Genomic DNA, 21,146 nt, shown 5'->3' with positions numbered 1-21,146 from the left:
AGCACCATGCCCATCGACATCCTGATGCCCGCGCTGTCCCCCACGATGGAGAAGGGCAACCTCGCCAAGTGGCTGAAGAATGAGGGCGATGCCGTCAAGACCGGCGACGTTCTCGCCGAGATCGAGACCGACAAGGCCACCATGGAGGTCGAGGCGGTCGACGACGGCGTGCTCGCCAAGATCGTGGTGCCGGCCGGCACCACCGACGTGCCGGTCAACCAGTTGATCGCCATTCTGGCCGGGGAGGGCGAGGATGTCGCAGCGGCGGCGTCGGCCGAGCCCAAGGCCGCGCCAAATTCGGCCGCTCCCGCCGGCGATGGTGCGGGCCAGCCCGCCGCAGCCGCGCCCCAGCCGGACGCGCCAGACGCAGCGGTCCCGCCGGCAAAGACGGCCAAGGCCGCCCCGGAGGCTGGCACCGCCAAGCCCAACGGCCGGGTGTTTGCTTCGCCGTTGGCGCGCCGGCTGGCGCGCGAGGCCGGCCTCGATATCGGCACGGTCGCCGGGTCAGGACCGCACGGCCGCATCGTGATGCGCGATGTCGAGGCGGCGCGGGCCGCCGGCCCGGCCTCGCAACCGGCGGCGGCCCCGGCTCCGGCAGCCCCGGTTCAGGCGCCGCCGGCCGGGCCGTCCGACGCGGCGATCCGGAAGCTGTTCGCGCCGGACTCGTTCGAACAGGTGCCGCACGACAATCTCCGCAAGGTGATCGCGCGGCGCCTCACCGAGGCCAAGACCACCATCCCGCATTTCTACCTGACCCGGGATGTCGAACTCGACGCCCTGCTCAGCTTGCGCGAGACCATCAACGCCAACGCCCCGAAGGGCCAGGACGGCACACCGGCCTTCAAGCTGTCGGTCAACGATTTCATCATCAAGGCCTTGGCGATGGCGCTGCTGCGGGTGCCGGACGCCAACGTGACCTGGACGGAAGCCGCGATGCTGCGCCACAAGCAGGCGGACGTCGGCGTCGCGGTCGCGATCCCCGGCGGGCTGATCACCCCGGTGGTGCGCGATGCCGGGCGAAAGTCGCTATCGGCTATTTCGAACGAAATGAAAGATTTGGCAGCAAAAGCCAAAGCAAGGCATTTGTTGCCGGAGGAGTACACTGGCGGCTCGACCGCGGTGTCGAACCTCGGCATGTTCGGGATCAAGGCATTCGCTGCGGTGATCAACCCGCCCCACGCCACCATTCTGGCGGTCGGCGCCGGCGAGCCGCGCCCGGTGGTGCGGAACGGCCAGCTCGCGGTCGCCACCATGATGAGCGCCACGCTGTCGACCGACCACCGCGCTGTCGACGGCGTGATCGGCGCCAAGCTGCTCGACGCCTTCAAGCGCTACATCGAGGCGCCGGTGACGATGCTGGTCTAGGAGCAACCGCGGCCCCTGGACCAACTGGAACGCAAAGCCGCCGCTTTGGAAGCCGAGCGCTGACCCGGCCGCGAACCCGGAGCCCCCATGCCCCCCTATGACGTCCTGATCATCGGCGCCGGCCCCGGCGGCTACGTCACCGCCATCCGCTCGGCACAACTGGGCCTCAAGACCGCGATCGTCGAGCGCGAGCACTTGGGCGGCATCTGCTCGAACTGGGGCTGCATCCCGACCAAGGCGCTGCTGCGCTCGGCCGAAGTGCTGCGAAACATCCAGCACGCCAGGGAGTTCGGCCTTTCCGCCGAGCGCGCGACATTCGACTTTCCGGCGGTGGTCAAGCGCTCGCGTGCGGTGGCGAGCCGCATGAACGCCGGCGTCGGCTTCTTGATGAAGAAGAACAAGGTCGATGTGATCTGGGGCGAGGCCAGGCTCACCGCACCCGGCGAGATTGAGGTCGCCGCGCCGTCGAAGCCCGCCGTCGAGCCGCAGACCCCGCCGCCCAAGGGCGTGCTCGGCCATGGCACCTACACGGCGAAGCATATCATCATCGCCACCGGGGCTCGGCCGCGCGCTTTGGCGGGCCTTGAGCCCGACGGCAAGCTGGTGTGGAGCTATTTCGAGGCGCTGAAGGCTGCCAGCGTGCCGAAATCGCTGCTGGTGATCGGCTCCGGCGCCATCGGCATCGAGTTCGCCTCGTTCTTCTGGGCATTCGGCGCCGAGGTGACCGTGGTCGAGGTGCTGCCGCAGATCCTGCCGTTCGAGGACGCCGAGATCGCCGCCTTCGCGCGAAAGGCGTTCGAGAAGGCCGGCATCACCGTCATCTCCGGCGCCAAGGTGACGAAGCTCGAAAAAGCCGAGGACAGCGTCACCGCCCACATCGACGATGGCACCGCGCCGCGCACCGCGACCTTCGAGCGGGTGATCGCGGCGGTCGGCGTGGTCGGCAATATCGAGAACCTCGGCCTGGAGGCGCTGGGGGTGAAGACCGCACGCGGCACCATCGTCACCGACGACATGTGCCGCACCAATGTCCCCGGCCTCTATGCCATCGGCGACGTCGCCGGCCCGCCGATGCTCGCCCACAAGGCCGAGCACGAGGGTGTCATCTGCGTCGAGGCCATTGCCGGCGGCTATCCCCACCCGCTGGACCGACGCATGGTTCCCGGCTGCACCTATTGCCACCCGCAGATCGCCTCGGTCGGGCTCAGCGAGGCCAAGGCCAAGGAGCAGGGCTTCGAGGTGCGGGTCGGGCGCTTTCCCTTCGTCGGCAACGGCAAGGCGGTGGCGCTGGGCGAGGACCAGGGTTTGGTCAAGACCATCTTCGATGCCAAAACCGGGCGGCTTCTCGGCGCCCACATGGTCGGCGCCGAGGTCACCGAGCTGATCTCGGGCTTCGTGGTGGCGATGAATCTGGAGACGACGGAAGAGGAGCTGATGCACACCATCTTCCCGCACCCGACGCTGTCCGAAACCATGAAGGAATCGGTGCTGGATGCCTACGGCCGGGCGCTGAACATTTGACATGAACCGAGTCGCGGCCTCGGCTGATCGAACGGCGGAGCGGTACGTGGTCGCGTGTCCTTGCCGCGGCGGTGGCGCGAACTTATGACAGTCGGACCTTGAGCGTGCGGAGCGCGCTGAAAGGCCGGCGCCGCCCGGCGGGAGTATCCTGATGGTCGTGCTTATCGACGCGCTGAACGCGCCACCTCCGCGCCATCCCGAAAAAGCGCACCGTCCGGACCAGCCGGTCCAGCGCAAGCCGGAGTGGATCAGGGTCAAGGCACCGGGCTCGGCCGCCTGGGCCAAGACCAACGCCGTGGTGCGCGGCAACCGGCTGCATACCGTGTGCGAGGAGGCCGGCTGCCCCAACATCGGCGAGTGCTGGGAGCACAAGCACGCCAGCTTCATCATCATGGGCGACACCTGCACCCGAGCCTGCGCGTTCTGCAACGTTCGCACCGGGCTGCCGGGGCCGCTCGATTCGGCCGAACCGGACAATGTCGCCAACGCCGTGGCCGATCTCGGGCTCGCCCACGTCGTGATCACCTCGGTCGACCGCGACGATCTGCCGGACGGCGGCGCCAGCCATTTCGCCGCGGTGATCCGGGCGATCCGCGTCCGGGCGCCGGCAACCACCATCGAGGTGCTCACCCCCGATTTCTTGCGTAAGAACGGGGCGGTCGAGGTGGTGGTCGAGGCGGGGCCGGACGTCTTCAACCACAATCTGGAGACCGTGCCGTCGAAATACCTCACCGTGCGGCCCGGGGCGCGCTATTTCGCCTCGCTGCGGTTGTTGCAGCGGGTCAAGGAGATCAATCCGGCGATGTTCACCAAGTCCGGCATCATGCTCGGCCTTGGCGAGGAGCGCAACGAGGTGCTGCAGGTGATGGACGACCTGCGCGCCGCGGATGTGGACTTCATCACCGTCGGCCAATATCTCCAGCCCACCCGCAAGCATCACCCGGTGGCGCGGTTCGCTCCGCCGGAGGAATTCAAGAGTTTCGAGACCGTCGCTTATGCCAAGGGCTTCCTCATGGTCTCGGCCAGTCCGCTGACCCGTTCCTCGCACCATGCCGGCGACGATTTCGTGCGGCTGCGGGCGGCGCGGGCGGCCAAACGATGACCTGAGATCGCGATGCCGTCGTATAGTACCGTTCGCCGTGTCCGGCATTCCGCCCTGGACATGTTCAAGCTGGTGGCCGACTGCGAGAGCTATCCGCAGTTCCTGCCGTGGTGCCAGTCGTGCCGCATCCGCCGCCGCATGCCCGGCCCGGAGGGGATCGAAACCATCGTTGCCGACATGACGGTCGGCTACAAGGCGATCCGCGAGACCTTTACCACCAGGGCGCGGTTCGACGCGCCGCACATGCGCATCCTGGTCGAGTACCTCGACGGGCCGTTCCGTCACCTTGAAAATACCTGGCATTTCAAGGCGGTCGACGACAAGACCACCGACATTCAGTTCTTCATCACCTACGAGTTCCGCAACCGCGCGCTCAGCCTGCTGATGGGGGCGATGTTCGACGCGGCGTTCCGCAAGTTTGCCGAGGCGTTCGAGCACCGCGCCGACCAGCTCTACGGCCGAACCTTTCACACCGCTTCCGGCTGATACGCGGCGGAATCGCGCGCGAAATCAGGGTCCGCCCGCGAGGTCCTGGAGCATCGCCAGTGCCACCGCCGCCGCGGCATGGCGCACGGCGGCGCGGCCGATGTCGCCGAACCGCTCCTCGTGGTGAAGGCGGCGGCCGCCGCGCTTGGCCGCGGCGAAATGCACCAGCCCCACCGGCTTTTCGTCCGAGCCGCCGCCGGGGCCGGCAATGCCGGTGATCGCGACGACGAGGTCGGCCAGCGACTGGTCGAGCGCCCCCTCGGCCATCGCCGTGGCGGTCTCGCGGCTGACGGCGCCGAACTGGGCGAGCAGGCCGGGCGGCACGCCGAGCATCTCCGACTTGGCGTCGTTGGAATAGGTGATGAAGCCGCGGTCGACCACCGCGGATGAGCCGGCAATGTCGGTCAGCGCCGCCACCACCAGCCCGCCGGTGCAGGACTCTGCCGTTGCGACCGTCAGCCCCCGCTTGCGGCAGCTGTCGAGCAGCCGTGCGGCGGCCGCGCCGAGGTCGGTGGTGGTCATGCCGCGGCCCAGGGCAGGCGCACGGTGGCGCTGGCCAGCGCGGCGATGCCCTCGCGCCGGCCGGCGAAGCCGAGCTGCTCGGTGGTGGTGGCCTTCACCGACACCCGCTCGATGGAAAGCCCGGTGATCTTCGCGATCGACGCCCGCATCGCCTCGCGATGGGGGCCGATCTTGGGCGCTTCGCAGATTACGGTGGCGTCGAGGTGGGCGATCAGGCCGCCTTGCGCCTTTACCAACTCGACGGCGTGGGCGAGGAACTGGTCGGAGGCCGCACCCTTCCATTTGGGGTCGGACGGCGGGAAATGGAAGCCGATGTCGCCGGAGCCGATCGCGCCGAGCACGGCGTCAGTCAGCGCGTGCAGCACCACGTCGGCGTCGGAGTGCCCGGCGAGGCCCTGGCTGTGGGGAATGCGGTGGCCGCCGAGGATAACGTGGTCGCCGGGGCCGAAGGCATGAACGTCGAAGCCGCTGCCGGTGCGCACGTCGGCGAGGGCGGCGAGCAGGCGGGCTTCGGCGAGGGTGAAGTCGTCCGGTGTCGTCAATTTGGTATTCCCTGGCTCGCCGGCAAACACCTCGACCGAAAGTTCGGCCCACTCGGCGAGCGCTGCATCGTCGGTGAAATCGTCGCGGCCGGCCGCGGCCGCGCGGGCGTGAAGGTCTTCGATGACCTGGAACGGAAACGCCTGCGGCGTCTGCACCGCGCGCAGCCGCGCACGGTCGACGGTGGCCTCCACCGTCTCCGCGCCATCGACCGCCTTGATGGTGTCGGTCACCGGCACGCCGGGCACCGCCGGGCCGCGGCATCCGGCCTGGATGGCGCGCGATACCAATGCCGGCGAGGCGAACGGGCGGGCTGCATCATGGATGAGCACAACGTCCGGTTTGTAGTGCGCCAAGGCGGCAAGCCCGGCGCGGACCGAGGCTTGGCGGGTGGCGCCGCCGGTCACCGGCGGAAGCACTGCCGCAGGCGCATTCGCCAGCTCGGCGTAAAGCGCATCGTCGGCGGTGCCGATGACCGGCTGCACCAGGTCGACCTCAGGATGGGCCGCGAACAGCGCCAAACTGCGGGCGAGGGCGCACTGCCCGAGCACCGGCTTGAATTGCTTGGGGATATCCCCGCCGGCACGCACCCCGCGGCCGGCGGCGACGATGAGGGCGGCCGTTTTCGGCCGATGGGACGAAGCGAGCGACATCATCCGCCCTGTAGCTCATTTTGACGGTGACGTCAGCGCCGATGAAATGGGCGGCGAACGGACTTGATTGCCGGGCCGTTCTGACTAAACTCTGGGCACAGGCAACATCAGCCTAGTTCATAGGCAATTTATGGTCGCAGTGGCCTCATCATCAAGCACCCCGACGTTACGTATCGGCGGGCTCGCTTTGCCAAGCAATGTGCTGCTGGCGCCGATGGCCGGCATCACCGATGCGCCGGTGCGGCGGATTGCGCTCGCCTATGGCGCCGGGCTGGTGGTGTCGGAAATGATCGCCTCCGGCTGGCTGATGCGCGGCGAGGTCGAGGCGATGCTGCGCACCGAGCGGGTTGAGGGCGGGTTCCATGCCGTGCAGCTAACCGGCTGCGACCCGGCACAGCTTGCCGCAGCGGCAGAAGTCGTCGCGGGGGCCGGCGCCGATCTGATTGATCTCAACATGGGGTGCCCGGCTCGAAAGGTAACCGGCGGCGAGGCCGGTGCGGCGCTGATGCGCAATCTCGACCATGCCGAGCGATTGATCGTGGCGGTGGTCGAGCGGGTGAAGGTGCCGGTCACCGTGAAGATGCGGCTGGGCTGGGACGAGACCTGCATCAACGCGCCAGAACTGGCGCGTCGGGCCGAGGCCGCGGGCGTTGCCGCCGTCACCGTTCATGGCCGCACCCGCCGCCAGTTCTATTCCGGCCGTGCAGATTGGGCAGCCATCGGCCGGGTGAAGCAGGACGTGTCGATCCCGGTGATCGCCAATGGTGACGTCGCCACGGCACAGGACGCCGCCGCCGTGCTCGCGGTGTCCGGCGCCGACGGCGTGATGATCGGGCGTGCCGCTCAGGGCCGGCCGTGGCTGCCGGGGCGGATCGCCCGGCAACTCGCCACCGGTATCCCGGCGGATGATCCCTCGCTCACCGATCAGCTCGAGGTGCTGCGCGGCCTCTATCAGGCGCTGCTTGCCCATCACGGCCGCGCGGTCGGGGTGCGGGTGGCGCGCAAGCATCTCGGCTGGGGACTCGCGGTAGCGGCGGCCACCGCGGATGCGCCGACCGACGTGGTGGCGGCGTGGCGCCAGCGTCTTCTCACCACCGATGATCCCGACCACGTTCACGCAGGACTGGGCGACGCTTTTGCGGCGTTCGCCTGGAAGGAGGCCGCATGAGCGCCGCCGAAAACCGCAAACCGGTCGAACGGGCCGGCCCGACCAACGGCCCCGATGTCGTGCTCAACGCGCTCCCCCACGCCGTGCTGACGGTGGGGCGCGAGGGCTGCATTCTCGACGCCAATGTCGCGGCCGAAGCGTTCTTCCACGTTTCCAAGCCGATGCTGCGCCGCCATCGCCTGAGCGAGCTGGTGCCGTTCGGCAGTCCGCTGTTGTCGCTGGTCGAGGACGTGCGATCGCGCCGCTCGCCGGTTGCGGAGTATCGCGTCGACCTCGGCAGCCCGCGCACCGGCGAGCGCGTGGTCGACATCTATGTGTCGCCGATGCCGGAAGACCCGGGCTGTGTGGTGGTGATGCTGCAGGAACGTACGATTGCCGACAAAATGGACCGCCAGCTTACCCACCGCGGCGCGGCGCGGTCGGTGACCGCGCTGGCTGCGATGCTCGCCCACGAGATCAAGAACCCATTGTCCGGCATCCGCGGCGCCGCGCAGTTGCTGGAGCAGTCGGTCGAGGACCAGGACCGCGCGTTGACCCGGCTGATCTGCGACGAGGCCGACCGCATCGTGAAGCTGGTCGACCGCATGGAGGTGTTCGCCGACGAGCGCCCGGTCGAGCGCGAGCCGTTGAATATCCACGTTATTCTCGAGCACGTGAAGCGGCTGGCGGTGTCGGGCTTCGCCCGCAGCATCCGCTTCGTCGAGGACTACGATCCCTCGCTGCCGCCGGTGTTCGGCAACCGCGATCAACTGGTCCAGGTGTTTCTCAACCTGGTCAAGAACGCGGCGGAGGCGATCGGCCCCGACACCGGCGACGGCGAGATCGCGCTCACCACCGCGTTCCGGCCCGGCGTGAGGCTCACCATCCCCGGCACCAAGACCCGGATCGGGCTGCCGCTCGAATTCTGCGTCCGCGACAACGGTCCCGGCGTGCCGGAAGACCTGCTGCCGCACATGTTCGATCCGTTTGTCACCACCAAGCCGACCGGAACCGGCCTGGGTCTTGCATTGGTGGCGAAGATCGTCGGCGACCATGGGGGGATCATCGAATGCGACTCCCAGCCGCGCCGCACCGTGTTTCGCGTCCTGATGCCGATCTACACTGGGGGCCGTTCCGCCCCGGCACGCCGCTAAGGAGTTTTCGATGCCCGCCGGCAGCATTCTCGTCGCCGACGACGACGCCGCGATCCGCACCGTGCTGAACCAGGCGCTGTCGCGCGCCGGCTACGAAGTCCGCTCCTGCGGCAACGCGGCGACGCTGTGGCGATGGGTCGCCCAGGGCGAAGGCGACCTCGTCATCACCGACGTGGTGATGCCGGACGAAAATGCCTTCGACCTTCTGCCGCGCATCAAGAAGGTCCGCCCCGATCTGCCGGTGGTGGTGATGAGCGCGCAGAACACCTTTCTCACCGCCATCCGCGCCTCCGAGCGCGGCGCCTATGAATATCTTCCCAAGCCCTTCGACTTGAAGGAGCTGATTGCCATCGTCGGCCGCGCGCTGGCCGAGCCCAAGCGTGGACGCCACGTCGAGGAGACTGGCGAGCCGACTGACAATATTCCGCTGGTTGGTCGCTCGGCGGCGATGCAGGACATCTACCGCGTGCTGGCGCGGCTGATGCAGACCGATCTGACGGTGATGATCACCGGCGAATCGGGCACCGGAAAGGAATTGGTGGCGCGGGCGCTGCACGACTATGGCAAGCGCTCGTCCGGACCGTTCGTCGCCATCAACATGGCGGCGATTCCGCGCGACCTGATCGAGTCCGAGCTGTTCGGCCACGAAAAGGGGGCGTTTACAGGCGCCAATGCCCGCTCCTCCGGCCGCTTCGAGCAGGCCGAGGGCGGCACCCTGTTCCTCGACGAGATCGGCGACATGCCGATGGAGGCTCAGACGCGACTTTTGCGCGTGCTGCAGCAGGGCGAATACACCACGGTCGGCGGCCGCACGCCGATCAAGGCCGACGTGCGCATCATCGCTGCCACCAACAAGGACCTGCGCCTCCTGATCCAGCAGGGGCTGTTTCGCGAGGATTTGTTCTTCCGCCTCAACGTTGTGCCGCTGCGGCTGCCGCCATTGCGCGAGCGGGCCGAGGACATTCCAGACCTGGTGCGCCACTTCTTCATGCGGATCGAGCGCGAAGGTTTGCCGGCAAAGCAGCTCGATGCCGGCGCGGTCGACCGGCTGAAGCGCTACCGTTGGCCGGGCAACGTCCGCGAGTTGGAGAACCTGATTCGCCGCCTCGCTGCGCTCTATCCCCAGGACACCATCACCGCCAACCTGATCGACGCCGAGCTATCGCAGCCGGAAAGCGAGCCGGGCGTCGACCAGCCCAAGGCCGACGACACCCTGTCGGGCTCGGTCGAGCGGCATCTGGCGGCCTATTTCGCCGGGTTCGGCGACCGCCTGCCACCGCCCGGTCTCTACCACCGCATCCTGCGCGAGGTGGAGTATCCGCTGCTGTCGGTGGCGCTGGCGGCGACCCGCGGCAACCAGATCAAGGCAGCTGAGCTACTCGGGGTCAATCGCAACACTTTGCGCAAGAAGATCCGCGATCTCGACGTCCAGGTCGTCCGTACCAGCCGGTAGCGGTGCGGCGAGGGCAGGCGGAATCGTGAACAGCCCGCGTGATTCCGTACCCGGAATCACCGAAGATCAAATCATCGAAAATCGTTGTGCGAAAACGGGATTTTCGACGGCTGGATCGCTGGGGCGCCGGCCGAAGTGGTCGGCTGCTGCCCGAAGCGGTCCGGCAGGCTTTGATGCTGGGTCGGGACCGGCAGGTGAGGGCGGATGACGAAGTACAATTTCGGCTGCGGCAACTTTAAGAAGCCGGGTTTCATCAATGTCGATGTCCGGCCCGATTCCGCGGCCGACGTCGTCGCCGAGGCGTGGGACACCAGCCAGTTTCTCCAGGGTGCCGCCGAGTTCGTCTATTCACGCCATATGCTGGAGCACCTCGACCCCGACGACGCCCGGCTGACCCTGCGGGCGTGGCTGGGACTGCTGCGGCCGGGCGGCCTCCTCAACGTGATCGTGCCCGACGTCGCCTTCCACGCCCGCCAAATCCTCGGCCTGGCGACCAGTTCGTTCCCGAATCAGTTCGACCACGCCTGCGCCGGATTCTGGGGGTGGCGGGACGAGGCACGCGGCGGCAGCCGCGAGGACGCACACCGCTGGGGCTATACCGAGCACTCGCTGTCCGCCGAACTGCTGAGCGCCGGCTTCGTCCAGGTCCAGCGGGCAACGGAAGGCCCCGACCGCGAGGCTTGGCACCTGAATATCGTCGCGCTGCGGCCGATTTGACCGGATGTGCTGGAGCGCGGCGCCCACCGAAAGGCGTGGATGATGTTGCTCGCCGCGCCAGTTTCCCAAATCTGTCACATTTTTGCACCGGTGTTGTCGGAAAGCATCGACAGTGCCCGGCCGTGTTACAGCATTCGACCGCGACCGTGGCATTGCGGAGATAGTTGGCACCGGAGCAACATGTGACGGCGCAACAGACCGATACCGTTCCCGCTGCGACCGGCGGCGAGACTGCCAGCTTCCCACCCGTGCCGCGGCGGCTGTGGGTGCGTCTGCTCGGCCCGCTCGCGGTCGGCTTGGCGCTGTTGTCGGCGCTCGCCACCTTCCTGGTGCTGGCCGGGCTGACGCCGATCGCGCCGACCCACGAGATCGTCGTCACCCTGCTCGGCACCAACGCCATCACGGTGGCGGGGTTGCTGGCAGTGATCGTCCGCGAGGGGATGTCGCTGTGGGTGGCGCGAAAGCGCGGTCGCGCCGGCGCGCGGCTCCATATCCGCGTGGTGTCGCTGTTCAGCGTGATCGCGGCGCTGCCGGCGATCCTGGTCGCGGTGGTGGCCTCGATCACGCTCGACCGCGGGCTGGACCGCTGGTTTTCCGAGCGGACCAAGCTGATGGTCGAGACCTCGATCGGGATCGGCCAGGCCTATGTCCGCGAGCACGCCGGCTCGATCCGCGGCGAAATCCTGGCGATGGCGCAGGACTTCAACCGCCTGCACCCGATCTATGACAGCGACCGCGAGCGGTTCCGCCAGATCATGACCGGGCAAGCGACGCTGCGCGGCCTGCCGGTCGCCATGCTGATCAAGCGCGACCTCACGATCATCGAACGCGCCAACATTCAACTCGCCCGCGAGATCCTGATTCCGGCGACCCTGGCCATTGGCGATGCGACCGAGGAGCAGCCGCTGATCCAGATCATCGGCCAGAACGACATCGTCGCCGCGGTGATGCCGCTCAAGGCCTATGAGGACACCTATCTGCTGGTCGCCCGCCCGATCGATCCGCGCGTCATCGACTACCTGCAGAAAACCCAGGCCTCGATCGACGAGTTCCGGGTGCTGGAGGAGCGGCGGTTCGGCGTGCAGGTGGCGTTCGCGCTGATGTACGTGGTGATCGCGCTGATCGTGCTGCTATCGGCGGTGTGGATCGGGCTCGCCTTCGCCAACACCCTGGTTGCCCCAATCCGCCGGCTGATCGGCGCGGCCAACCTGGTCGCCGCCGGCAACCTCTACGTCCAGGTGCCGGTGCGCCGCCCCGAGGGCGACCTCGCCAATCTCGGCGAGAGCTTCAACAAGATGACGCAGGAATTGCGCAGCCAGCGCGACGACCTGATCGGTGCGCGCGACCTGATCGACCAGCGCCGACGTTTCACCGAGGCGGTGCTGGCGGGAGTTTCGGCCGGGGTGTTCGGCCTCGACGCGGCCGGCAACATCACCATCGTCAACCGCTCGGCCGAGGGGTTGCTCGGGCTCGACGCCGCCGAGGCCGTCGGCAAGCCGGTCGCCGAGGTGGTGCCGGAACTGGCGTCATTGGTCGAGGATGCCCGCGCCGGCGGCAACCGGCTGGTGCAGGGCCAGGTTACGCTGGTGCGAAAGGGCCGTGAGCGTACCCTGCTGGTGCGCGTTACCAGCGAGACGGCGGCCGACCCCAACCGCGGCTTCATCGTCACCCTCGACGACATCACCGACCTTGTCACCGCCCAGCGCACCTCGGCGTGGGCGGACGTCGCCCGCCGCATCGCCCACGAGATCAAGAACCCGCTGACGCCGATCCAGCTGTCGGCCGAACGCCTCAAGCGAAAATACGGCAAGGTGATCCAGACCGACCGCGAGGTTTTCGAGCAGTGCACCGACACCATCATCCGCCAGGTCGGCGACATCGGCCGCATGGTCGACGAGTTCGCCTCGTTTGCCCGCATGCCCAAGCCGACGCTCGGCGAGCACGATGCCGTCGACATGGTGCGGCAGGCGGTGTTCCTGATGAAGATGGCGAGCCCCGACATCACGTTTGAGAGCCATCTGCCCGACACCCCGGTGATGGCGCGGTTCGATCGCCGCCAGCTGTCCCAGGCCGTGACCAACATCGTCAAGAACGCCACCGAGGCGGTGGCGGCGGCGCCGCCGGACGCGGTCCACCCGCCCAAAATCGAGATTTCGCTCGGCCGTGACGGCGACGACGTGGTGATCGACGTCATCGACAACGGCATCGGCCTGCCGGCGGAAAACCGCCAACGCCTGCTGGAGCCCTACGTCACGACGCGCGAGAAGGGCACCGGCCTCGGCCTCGCCATCGTCGGCCGGATTCTGGAAGACCACGGCGGCGGAATCGAGCTCGCCGACGCCCCGGCAGTCGCCAGCGGCGGGCGCGGCGCCTGGGTCCGCCTGAGGTTCCAAGCCGATCCACCGACACCCGCCGCTCAGCCGGCAGCTGCTCACGACTCACGGCAGAGGTGAATGCATGGCCTCCGACATCCTGATCGTCGATGACGAAGCCGACATCCGAGACCTCGTTGCCGGTATCCTGGAAGATGAGGGCTACAACGCCCGCACCGCGGGCGACAGCGACAGCGCGCTGGCTGCAATCGAACAACGCCGGCCGCACCTCGTTCTACTCGACATCTGGCTGGAAGGCAGCCGGCTCGACGGGCTTCAACTGCTCGACGTCATCAAGCAGCACCACCCCGACGTGCAGGTGGTGATGATCTCCGGCCACGGCAACATCGAGACCGCGGTGACGGCGATCCACAAGGGCGCCTACGACTTCATCGAGAAGCCGTTCAAGGCCGACCGCCTGGTGCTGGTGGTCGAGCGGGCGATCGAGACCCTGCGCCTGAAGCGCGAGGTCAAGGAACTCAAGACCTTCGCGCCGATCGCCCAGCATCTGGTCGGCTCCTCGCCGGCAATGAACCAGTTGCGGACCTCGATCGACCGCGTCGCGCCGACCAACAGCCGCATCCTCCTGGTCGGGCCGTCGGGCGCCGGCAAGGAGCTCACCGCCCGCATGATCCACTCTCAGTCCACCCGCGCGAACGGGCCGTTCGTCGCCACCAACGCGGTGATGATCACGCCTGAGCGGATGGAGACCGAACTGTTCGGCGTCGAGGGTGGCGACCAGCGCGGTCGCACCGTCGGCGCACTCGAAGAGGCCCACGGCGGCACGCTGTTCCTCGACGAGATCGCCGACATGCCGCGCGAAACCCAGAGCAAGATCCTCCGCGTGCTGGTCGACCAGAACTTCGTGCGGGTCGGCGGCACCACCCGCGTGCACGTCGATGTGCGCATCATCTCGTCCACCAGCCGCAACCTGGAAGCCGAGATCGCGGCCGGCCGTTTCCGCGAGGACCTCTATCACCGCCTGTCGGTGGTGCCGATTCGGCTGCCCTCGCTGGCCGAGCGCCGCGAGGACATTCCGGAACTGATCGCCTATTTCATGGAGCAGATTTCGCAGACAACCGGTCTGCCCAAGCGCACCATCGGCGAGGACGCCATGGCGGTGCTGCAGGCCCACGATTGGCCGGGCAACGTCCGCCAGCTCCGCAACAACGTCGAGCGCCTCTTGATTCTGGCCGGCGGCGATTCCGACGCCACCATCAACGCCTCGATGCTGCCGCAGGATGTCGGCGCGCTGATGCCGGCGATGCCGAACGGCCACGGCAGCGACCAGATTCTGCGTCTGCCACTGCGCGATGCCCGCGAGATGTTCGAGCGGGAATATCTCGCCGCCCAGATCAGCCGGTTTTCCGGCAACATTTCGCGCACCGCCGAGTTCGTCGGCATGGAGCGCTCGGCGCTCCACCGCAAGCTCAAGACGCTCGGCATCGGTTGAGGTCACGATGGCTTGAGCGCGGTTGCCCGGCACCGCGTCCGGCCTGGAGCCGGGCGGGACGGCGTGCGAGATTGCGCGCTCCATCCAGAGCCGATGCCCCGCAGGCGGCTGCGGCCTTGCGTGGGCGCCACGCTCGAACAAACCTGAAGGCACGCGGCCGTTCCATCCCGGCGCCATGCGCTCCAGCGAGTCGAAAGGACTACACCTACCCATGTCGCGCATAGCTTACGTCAATGGCCTTTATGTTCCGCATGGAGAGGCGGGGGTTCATATCGAGGACCGCGGGTTTCAGTTCGCGGACGGCGTCTACGAGGTCTGCGAAGTCCGGGACGGCCACCTGATCGACGAGACCCGCCACATCAGCCGGCTGATCCGCTCGCTCGGCGAACTGCGGATGGCGATGCCGATGAGCCGTGCCGCGCTCGGCCTCGTTCTGCGCGAGGTGGTGCGACGCAACCGCGTCCGCGATGGCTTGGTCTATCTGCAGGTGACGCGCGGCGTGGCGCAACGGAACTTCCTGTTCCCGGCCAACACCACGCCGACGCTGGTGGTGACGGCGCGCGCGACCAGCCGTGCCGAGCTGGAGCAGCGGGCCGAAGCCGGCATCTCGGTCATTACCGTGCCGGACAATCGCTGGGATCGGGTCGACATCAAGACCGTCGGGCTGCTGCCCAACTGCCTGGCGAAGGAGGCGGCCAAGGCCGCCGGCGCCCGCGAGGCGTGGTTCGTCGACCGCGACGGTTACGTTACCGAAGGCGGCTCTTCCAACGCCTGGATCGTGTCGGCCGAGGGCCGCCTGATCACCCGGCCGGCTGAATTCGGCATCCTGCGCGGCATTACCCGTACCGTGACGCTGGAGGTGGCGGCGCGGCTGAACCTCCAGGTCGAGGAGCGGGGATTTACGCGGGAGGAGGCCTACGCGGCGGTGGAAGCTTTCGTCACCTCCGCAACGCTGGGGGTGATGCCGGTGGTGCGCATCGACGGCCGCGCCGTCGGCGATGGCAAGCCCGGCCGTGCGGCGCGCGAACTGCGGGCGACGTTCCATAGCGTGGCCGAGGTTGCGCCATAGCCGCTGCTGGCCGACGAACCGGGTGGTTCGCCGGTTCGTGAACGGCGGCCGGCGTGATTTTTTGCTGCAGGACACAACCCGGCTTGCGTGCTAGCCCCGGTTTGCCATCTAATGTTCCGTGTCCACCTCTGCGTCGCAGCCTGATCTGCGCCGCCCGCTGCAGGGCAAAACAAAAGCCGATTCCTTCCAGCCGAATCGACAGACAATGGACCAAGAAAATGCCGGCTGAACGTGCTCAGAATTTACAGGACACCTTCCTCAATCACGTCCGCAAACATAAAGTACCGCTGACAATATTCCTCGTGAACGGTGTGAAGCTGCAGGGGGTGGTGACATGGTTCGACAACTTTTGTGTTCTCCTGCGGCGGGACGGACACTCGCAGCTTGTCTATAAGCACGCCATTTCCACGATCATGCCGGGCCAGCCCGTTCAGTTGTTCGACGCAGCTGACGAGGCGGTTCCTGCCGAGAAGACGTAATTGAGTTTCTTTGATGAGTCGCGCCCCGGTGCCCGCGGCGCCGCCCACGACACCAGGGTGGCGCCGACCCGCGCCGCGGTGCTGGTCCCTGTGCGCAGCCGCGACCGATCGCGTGCCGGTGCAGCCGGATCGACGCGCACGCCGGACGCCCGGCTGGACGAGGCGACCGGCCTTGCCGCCGCGATCGACCTCGACGTCGTGGTCGCCACGCTGGTGCCGCTGGCCGACGTGCGTCCCGCCACCTTCCTCGGCAAGGGCAAGGTCGAGGAACTCGCCGGCCTCATCGAGGCCGAACGGATCGACCTCGCCTATGTCGACGCCAGCCTCTCGCCGGTTCAGCAGCGCAATCTGGAACGGGCGTGGAAGACCAAGGTCATCGACCGCACCGCGCTGATTCTCGAGATTTTCGGACGGCGCGCGCGCACCCGCGAGGGCACGCTGCAGGTCGAACTCGCCCACCTCAACTATCAAAAGAGCCGGCTGGTACGGTCATGGACCCATCTTGAACGCCAGCGCGGTGGCTTCGGCTTCCTCGGCGGCCCCGGCGAGACCCAGATCGAGACCGACCGTCGCCTGATCGGCGAGCGCATCATCTCGATCGAACGCGAGCTGGAGCAGGTGACGCGCACCCGCGCGCTGCACCGCAAAAGCCGCGAGCGGGTTCCGTTCCCGGTGGTTGCGCTGGTCGGCTACACCAATGCCGGCAAATCGACGCTGTTCAACCGGCTGACGCGGGCCGAGGTGTTCGCCGAGAACCTGTTGTTCGCCACGCTCGACCCGACGTTGCGGGCGGTCGGTCTGCCGCATGGCACCCGCATCATCCTGTCCGACACCGTCGGCTTCATCTCCGAGTTGCCAACTACGCTGGTGGCGGCGTTCCGCGCCACACTGGAAGAGGTGATCGAGGCCGACCTGATCCTGCACGTGCGCGACGTTGCCCATATCGACACCGCCGCTCAGGCCGCCGACGTCGCCGATGTGCTGGGCGAACTCGGCATCGATTCGGACGACCATGCCCGTATCGTCGAGGTGTGGAATAAGGTCGACCTGATCGAAGGCGAGGCGCGGGCGCAGCTCGACGCCGAGGCCGCGCGTCGGCCGGCCGAGCAGCAGCCGGCGCTGGTGTCCGCCTTGAGCGGGGAGGGGGTCGAGGCGCTGCTCGACCGCATCGAGACGCGCATCACCGCTGGGCGCATCACCCGCACGGTGTCTTTGGCGCCCGAGGACGGGCAGGGGCTGGCCTGGCTCTATCGCCACGCCGACGTGATCGAACGCTCAGGCGACGCGGAGACCGGGCGCACGCTGGTCACGGTGCGGGTATCGCCCGAGCGGCTGGAGGAGATCGACCGACGGTTCCCGCCGAACCCGTGATCAGGTTCCATCACCTCGCAATTCCGGAAGCGACCACGCCGAAAGCGCTGGGTGCGAACCAGGGCTTTCGGTGAACCGACCGCGGCTCGAAGTCTGGACGCCGGGAGCTGTTGGACGGGGCCACCGGTGTGTTTTTTCTCCGCGATTGCTCTAAGCCTTTGACGTAACGTTTAATATTTCGCAAAACGCCGGTATCCGCCGTTGCGGAGAATGCTCCAAGCGATGGAAGACGCGGGATCTCGCATGCGGCGCGGCATCGGCCATTCGACCAACCTCGTGGGGCGGCCCTCGGAGTGGCTGGAGAGTTGCGCTTTCAACGAAGCGCCGGTTCCGCTGCACATCTGGGGCGTATGCGAGATGAACCGCAGCCTGTTCAGCATGCTGGAGCGGGCGGGCGACCTCGCCGAGGCGGGTGAAGCGTTCTTCTGCTACATGATGGCGATGTTCGGCATCGATCCCGAACAGCGCGACGCGGCATCCTGCGGAAAGCGCCGCTATCGCTCGTCGTTCCTGCGGCTGATCACCGGCTGGAGCTTCGACAGCAACGGCCCGGAAGGCGCCGTGCTGAAGGGCTGGGTCGAGAGCCGGTTCGGCGTCTGCCCGTCGTTCCACAAGGAAATCATCGAGCAGGTTTCGAGTCCCGCCTGGGCCGCCTATGTCGACGAGAAGATGTCGAGCCACTTCCATGACAACGCGATCTGGGTGCAGCTCGATCTTCTGTTCGAGTTCTGCCAATGGGCCATTCAGCGTTTCGCGTTTCCGGGCGAGACGCATCTGACGCTGTTTCGCGGCGTCAATGACTTCGATGAGCATTGGATCGTGGAGCGGACGGACAAGCACGCGGCGGTGATCCGGCTCAACAACCTTGTGTCGTTTTCGTCCGACCGCGGCGTCGCTGACTGCTTCGGCGACATGATCCTCACGGCGCGCGTTCCTGTCAGTAAAATCCTGTTTTTCAACGGCCTGTTGCCCTCGTATCTCTTGAAGGGCGAACGCGAGTATCTGGCGATCGGCGGCGAATTTCGGGTGAGCGTGGACTATGTTTGAGGAGACGGTCGCATGCCCGCGCTGACTGTGGAGAGCCGCGCGCTCGCGGCCTATCTTGGCTTCGCCATCGGCGACGCGCTCGGCGCCACGGTCGAGTTCATGACCAGGAGCGAAATCGCGGCGCAGTATGGCGTGCATCGCGACATCGTCGGCGGCGGCTGGCTGAGGCTCAAGCCGGGGCAGGTGACCGACGACACCGAGATGGCGCTCGCGCTGGGGCGCTCGATCATCCGCAAGGGTGGGCTGGACGCCCGCGACGTCTGCGACGAATTCGCGGCGTGGCTGAAGACCGGGCCGGCCGATGTTGGCAACACCTGCCGGCGCGGTATTCGGCGCTATGTCGTGGAGGGCACCGTCGAAGGCTCGTTTTCCGAAGGCGACGCCGGCAACGGCGCCGCGATGCGCATTCTGCCCGTGGCGCTCGCGACATTTGGCCAGCCCGGCACGGTGGAATCGTGGACGCTGGCGCAGGCGCACGCCACGCATCATCATCCGCTGTCGGACGACGCCTGCCTCGCGCTCGTGCGCATGGCGCATGGCCTCCTTGAAGGGCAGGGGAAGGACGTCGTGCGCAAGGAGGCTGAAATCCTCGTGGGCAAGCACAGGGCATTTCGCTTCGAGCCCTATCCGGGCCAATGCTCGGCCTTCATTGTCGACACCATGCAAACCGTGCTGCACCACTATCTGTGCGCGGACTCCTTCGCCGAGTGCGTCGTCCAAACCGTCAATCAAGGTGGTGACGCCGACACCGCAGGCGCAATTGCCGGCATGCTTGCGGGCGCCACCTATGGGCTGGAGGCGATCCCAGCGCGCTGGCTGGCAAGGCTCGACCGCGACGCAGCGGACGCCATCCGCGCGCAGGTGCCGCGGCTGCTGGCGATGTCGCGGGGCGCCAGCACCGAAGGCGTTTAAGCCGCCCGCCGCTCAGGCCACGCGCCTTGCCATGTCGGCTTTGCGGGCGATCATTTTTTCGGCAAGCGAGCTGCTGCCGCCATTCTCGGCGACGACCCTCCGAATCGCAGCGTCCGGAATTCGTGTCACCACAGCGATGGCATCACCGATCTCGGCAGGGCCGATGTCGCCGAACAGCCGGACCGCGTGAGTGTTGTCCGCGTCGGTGCGCAAGGTGTCGAGCTCGCGAACGCTCGCCCCGAATGCTCTGCCTTTGGGGTCCCCCTGCGCCCGAAACTCGAGCGCGCCGCCGACATCGAGCGTCAAGACGACCCCGCCGGCGACCCCCTGGTTGTCGCCGTCGAATCCGGCTGCGTCCCAGTTCGCTGTCCAGGCGTGCACCCCGAACCAGCGCTGCGCCTGCCGGCGCTCGCCGTCGCTGAGCTGCGAGACATGCTTCTTGTCGAGGTCGACAAACACGGTCGCCACCTCGTTCGGCTCCTTCGCGCTCACATAGGTCAGCGTCGGCGCCCCGGCCAGCTGGTAGAGCTTCGCCGCAAGGATCTCGTTGCGCGCATGCGCGGGCGATTCCAGCGACTTCACGTAGAACCGCCGGCCGCTGCTGTCCTGATAGACGCCGGCCGGATTGCTTCCCATCCGGCCGCCGACCTTCTGCATGGTCGCGGTGTCGATGGCGTCGGCATCCGTGGAGATAATGGCCCTCGTCCGCCTGACCAGCGCGAGCTGCGCCGGGGTCTCGATCGCGCCTTTGCGGGCGCGGCGGACGTCCTGGATTGCCTGCTCCGGCGTCAGGCCGAGTTCGATGAGAAGCCGGGCGGCAATCATGCCAGCCCGGCCGAGCCCGCCCTTGCAATGCACCACCACGTCAGTGCCGCCGCTTATCAGCGCGCGAATGTCCCGGCCGTGGCTCTGCCATTCTCGCTCGAAGGCCTCGGTCGGTACCGAGTAGTCCGCGATCGGCAGGTGCCGCCAATCGAGCCCCCGGCTTCGGATTTCCGCGCCGAGATGGGGCACCTTGAGCGCTGCGAGCTCGGCCGGCTCGACCAGCGTCAGCACCAGACCCGCGCCCCATGCTTTGATGACGTCGAGATCTGCCGTTAGGTCGCGTGCCCAAGCCCCCGTGCTCGCGGCATTGTCGTGCTTGCCGGGGCAGAATGTAATCCCGATCCGCCCCTGCGAGGGGCTGGCGCGCACCTCCGCGATCTGAAGGGGGTGTGTCTGGCTTGTCCGCGCCCCGGCCATCCTGCATTCCCGAAAACAAAGTCGCATCCTGAGCGAAAGAATACCGCAACAGCCGATCGTTCGCCACGCGGCGGAGGGCAAGGGATCGGGTCGCGTCCCGCTTGACGGTGTCTCGCTCGGCGAAAGGTGATCCGCCTGCGAGCGGCGCCCTTTGGTGGCGGCGAAGCGAGCTCTTGCGGCCCTGGCGACTGTCCGGGTTCGAAGGAACGACGAGTGGGGCGGCCGATCTCACTCACGGTCTCCAACGACCCAGGCGGCTTCGGTCTCCCACCCGTTACCGCACCGGGTAGCTTACCCGATCGCGGCGCATTCAAGTTACAGGGCGGACTTGAGAAGCTGAGGTCGGCCCCATGCTTCGAGACGGCTGCGGAGCCTGGCATCGGGCGCGCCTGCGGCGCGACCCGGTGGCAGCCTCCTCACCATGAGGCCGAGAAAGGTCAGCCTTCAGGGCCTCGGGTATCAATCATATCTACGGGGCCTGCATCGCCACTCGCGATGCTGTCATCCCAGAGTTTGCGCAGGTGATTGATTTTTTGCTGCC

General features: G+C 67.4%; 17 protein-coding genes and 1 pseudogene. 15 read left to right on the top strand and 3 right to left on the bottom strand.

The features are described 5' to 3' along the window. The first annotated feature begins 6 nt into the window (after positions 1–6). The 4 genes from BVIR_RS09350 (at position 7) to BVIR_RS09335 (ending at position 4,474) form a co-directional block, all read left to right on the top strand. On the top strand, positions 7–1,365 hold the full coding sequence (locus tag BVIR_RS09350) for a pyruvate dehydrogenase complex dihydrolipoamide acetyltransferase (RefSeq protein WP_055037427.1): 1,359 nt from the start codon (positions 7–9) through the stop codon (positions 1,363–1,365). An 87-nt stretch (positions 1,366–1,452) separates the two neighbouring features. Next, complete coding sequence (gene lpdA, locus BVIR_RS09345; protein ID WP_055037426.1) at positions 1,453–2,886, top strand: dihydrolipoyl dehydrogenase; 1,434 nt, start codon at positions 1,453–1,455, stop codon at positions 2,884–2,886. Positions 2,887–3,037: 151 nt separating this feature from the next. Continuing rightward, a complete protein-coding gene (gene lipA / locus BVIR_RS09340) occupies positions 3,038–3,988 on the top strand; it encodes a lipoyl synthase (protein ID WP_055037425.1) in 951 nt (316 codons plus the stop codon). A gap of 12 nt (positions 3,989–4,000) precedes the next feature. Then, the gene (locus tag BVIR_RS09335; RefSeq protein WP_055037424.1) at positions 4,001–4,474 is read left to right on the top strand and encodes a type II toxin-antitoxin system RatA family toxin; all 474 of its coding nucleotides are present in this window, start codon (positions 4,001–4,003) and stop codon (positions 4,472–4,474) included. On the opposite strand, the pseudogene BVIR_RS09330 reads toward BVIR_RS09335, so the two are convergent. Next, positions 4,362–4,996, bottom strand: a pseudogene (locus tag BVIR_RS09330) (CinA family protein). The gene BVIR_RS09335 and the pseudogene BVIR_RS09330 sit on opposite strands and share 113 nt — an antisense overlap. Then, positions 4,993–6,189, bottom strand: a complete 1,197-nt coding sequence (locus BVIR_RS09325) for a bifunctional 2-C-methyl-D-erythritol 4-phosphate cytidylyltransferase/2-C-methyl-D-erythritol 2,4-cyclodiphosphate synthase (RefSeq protein WP_055038802.1) — start codon at positions 6,187–6,189, stop codon at positions 4,993–4,995. The pseudogene BVIR_RS09330 and the gene BVIR_RS09325 overlap by 4 nt, the downstream one beginning before the upstream one ends. Before the next feature lie 130 nt (positions 6,190–6,319). Between BVIR_RS09325 and dusB the strand changes: the two genes are divergently transcribed. From dusB to draG, 11 genes are all read left to right on the top strand, one after another. Next, on the top strand, positions 6,320–7,357 hold the full coding sequence (dusB, locus tag BVIR_RS09320) for a tRNA dihydrouridine synthase DusB (RefSeq protein WP_082416905.1): 1,038 nt from the start codon (positions 6,320–6,322) through the stop codon (positions 7,355–7,357). Continuing rightward, positions 7,354–8,490: a two-component system sensor histidine kinase NtrB gene (locus BVIR_RS09315; RefSeq protein WP_055037422.1), complete on the top strand. Its 1,137-nt coding sequence runs from the start codon at positions 7,354–7,356 to the stop codon at positions 8,488–8,490. Before dusB ends, BVIR_RS09315 begins: the two co-directional genes overlap by 4 nt. Before the next feature lie 10 nt (positions 8,491–8,500). Continuing rightward, a complete protein-coding gene (gene ntrC, locus BVIR_RS09310; protein ID WP_055037421.1) occupies positions 8,501–9,943 on the top strand; it encodes a nitrogen regulation protein NR(I) in 1,443 nt (480 codons plus the stop codon). Between the two features lie 204 nt (positions 9,944–10,147). After that, positions 10,148–10,660 carry a class I SAM-dependent methyltransferase gene (locus tag BVIR_RS09305; RefSeq protein ID WP_055037420.1) on the top strand — a complete coding sequence of 171 codons (513 nt, stop codon included), beginning with the start codon at positions 10,148–10,150 and terminating at the stop codon, positions 10,658–10,660. A gap of 182 nt (positions 10,661–10,842) precedes the next feature. Beyond that, positions 10,843–13,113, top strand: coding sequence for a sensor histidine kinase NtrY-like (locus BVIR_RS09300; protein ID WP_082416903.1), 2,271 nt, complete (start codon positions 10,843–10,845; stop codon positions 13,111–13,113). A gap of 4 nt (positions 13,114–13,117) precedes the next feature. After that, positions 13,118–14,485, top strand: coding sequence for a nitrogen assimilation response regulator NtrX (gene ntrX, locus BVIR_RS09295; RefSeq protein ID WP_055037419.1), 1,368 nt, complete (start codon positions 13,118–13,120; stop codon positions 14,483–14,485). A 211-nt stretch (positions 14,486–14,696) separates the two neighbouring features. Next, positions 14,697–15,554, top strand: coding sequence for a D-amino-acid transaminase (locus BVIR_RS09290; RefSeq protein WP_055037418.1), 858 nt, complete (start codon positions 14,697–14,699; stop codon positions 15,552–15,554). Between the two features lie 218 nt (positions 15,555–15,772). After that, complete coding sequence (gene hfq / locus BVIR_RS09285; protein ID WP_055037417.1) at positions 15,773–16,033, top strand: RNA chaperone Hfq; 261 nt, start codon at positions 15,773–15,775, stop codon at positions 16,031–16,033. Continuing rightward, the gene (hflX, locus tag BVIR_RS09280) at positions 16,034–17,404 is read left to right on the top strand and encodes a GTPase HflX (RefSeq protein WP_055037416.1); all 1,371 of its coding nucleotides are present in this window, start codon (positions 16,034–16,036) and stop codon (positions 17,402–17,404) included. A 243-nt stretch (positions 17,405–17,647) separates the two neighbouring features. Then, a complete protein-coding gene (locus tag BVIR_RS09275; RefSeq protein WP_335338111.1) occupies positions 17,648–18,451 on the top strand; it encodes an NAD(+)--dinitrogen-reductase ADP-D-ribosyltransferase in 804 nt (267 codons plus the stop codon). Between the two features lie 12 nt (positions 18,452–18,463). Beyond that, positions 18,464–19,363, top strand: coding sequence for an ADP-ribosyl-[dinitrogen reductase] hydrolase (gene draG / locus BVIR_RS09270; protein ID WP_055037415.1), 900 nt, complete (start codon positions 18,464–18,466; stop codon positions 19,361–19,363). 12 nt (positions 19,364–19,375) lie between these two features. Here the strand turns inward: draG and BVIR_RS16410 are convergent, their stop codons facing one another. Beyond that, on the bottom strand, positions 19,376–20,605 hold the full coding sequence (locus BVIR_RS16410; RefSeq protein WP_082416901.1) for a cyclin-dependent kinase inhibitor 3 family protein: 1,230 nt from the start codon (positions 20,603–20,605) through the stop codon (positions 19,376–19,378). Between the last annotated feature and the right edge of the window lie 541 nt (positions 20,606–21,146).

It is taken from the genome of Blastochloris viridis (assembly GCF_001402875.1).
Lineage (GTDB): Bacteria > Pseudomonadota > Alphaproteobacteria > Rhizobiales > Xanthobacteraceae > Blastochloris > Blastochloris viridis.
This window is presented reverse-complemented; position numbering and strand designations above follow the sequence as displayed.

What these genes read in the sequence shown, in the direction of transcription:
- ntrC (WP_055037421.1), top strand. Translation starts at nt 8,501, where the DNA reads ATGCCCGCCGGCAGCATTCTCGTCGCCGACGACGACGCCGCGATCCGC.
- BVIR_RS09315 (WP_055037422.1), top strand. Translation starts at nt 7,354, where the DNA reads ATGAGCGCCGCCGAAAACCGCAAACCGGTCGAACGGGCCGGCCCGACC.
- hfq (WP_055037417.1), top strand. Translation starts at nt 15,773, where the DNA reads ATGCCGGCTGAACGTGCTCAGAATTTACAGGACACCTTCCTCAATCAC.
- BVIR_RS09275 (WP_335338111.1), top strand. Translation starts at nt 17,648, where the DNA reads ATGCGGCGCGGCATCGGCCATTCGACCAACCTCGTGGGGCGGCCCTCG.
- BVIR_RS09290 (WP_055037418.1), top strand. Translation starts at nt 14,697, where the DNA reads ATGTCGCGCATAGCTTACGTCAATGGCCTTTATGTTCCGCATGGAGAG.
- BVIR_RS09335 (WP_055037424.1), top strand. Translation starts at nt 4,001, where the DNA reads ATGCCGTCGTATAGTACCGTTCGCCGTGTCCGGCATTCCGCCCTGGAC.
- draG (WP_055037415.1), top strand. Translation starts at nt 18,464, where the DNA reads ATGCCCGCGCTGACTGTGGAGAGCCGCGCGCTCGCGGCCTATCTTGGC.
- dusB (WP_082416905.1), top strand. Translation starts at nt 6,320, where the DNA reads ATGGTCGCAGTGGCCTCATCATCAAGCACCCCGACGTTACGTATCGGC.
- BVIR_RS16410 (WP_082416901.1), bottom strand. Translation starts at nt 20,605, where the DNA reads ATGGCCGGGGCGCGGACAAGCCAGACACACCCCCTTCAGATCGCGGAG.
- lipA (WP_055037425.1), top strand. Translation starts at nt 3,038, where the DNA reads ATGGTCGTGCTTATCGACGCGCTGAACGCGCCACCTCCGCGCCATCCC.
- ntrX (WP_055037419.1), top strand. Translation starts at nt 13,118, where the DNA reads ATGGCCTCCGACATCCTGATCGTCGATGACGAAGCCGACATCCGAGAC.
- BVIR_RS09305 (WP_055037420.1), top strand. Translation starts at nt 10,148, where the DNA reads ATGACGAAGTACAATTTCGGCTGCGGCAACTTTAAGAAGCCGGGTTTC.
- BVIR_RS09350 (WP_055037427.1), top strand. Translation starts at nt 7, where the DNA reads ATGCCCATCGACATCCTGATGCCCGCGCTGTCCCCCACGATGGAGAAG.
- BVIR_RS09325 (WP_055038802.1), bottom strand. Translation starts at nt 6,189, where the DNA reads ATGTCGCTCGCTTCGTCCCATCGGCCGAAAACGGCCGCCCTCATCGTC.
- lpdA (WP_055037426.1), top strand. Translation starts at nt 1,453, where the DNA reads ATGCCCCCCTATGACGTCCTGATCATCGGCGCCGGCCCCGGCGGCTAC.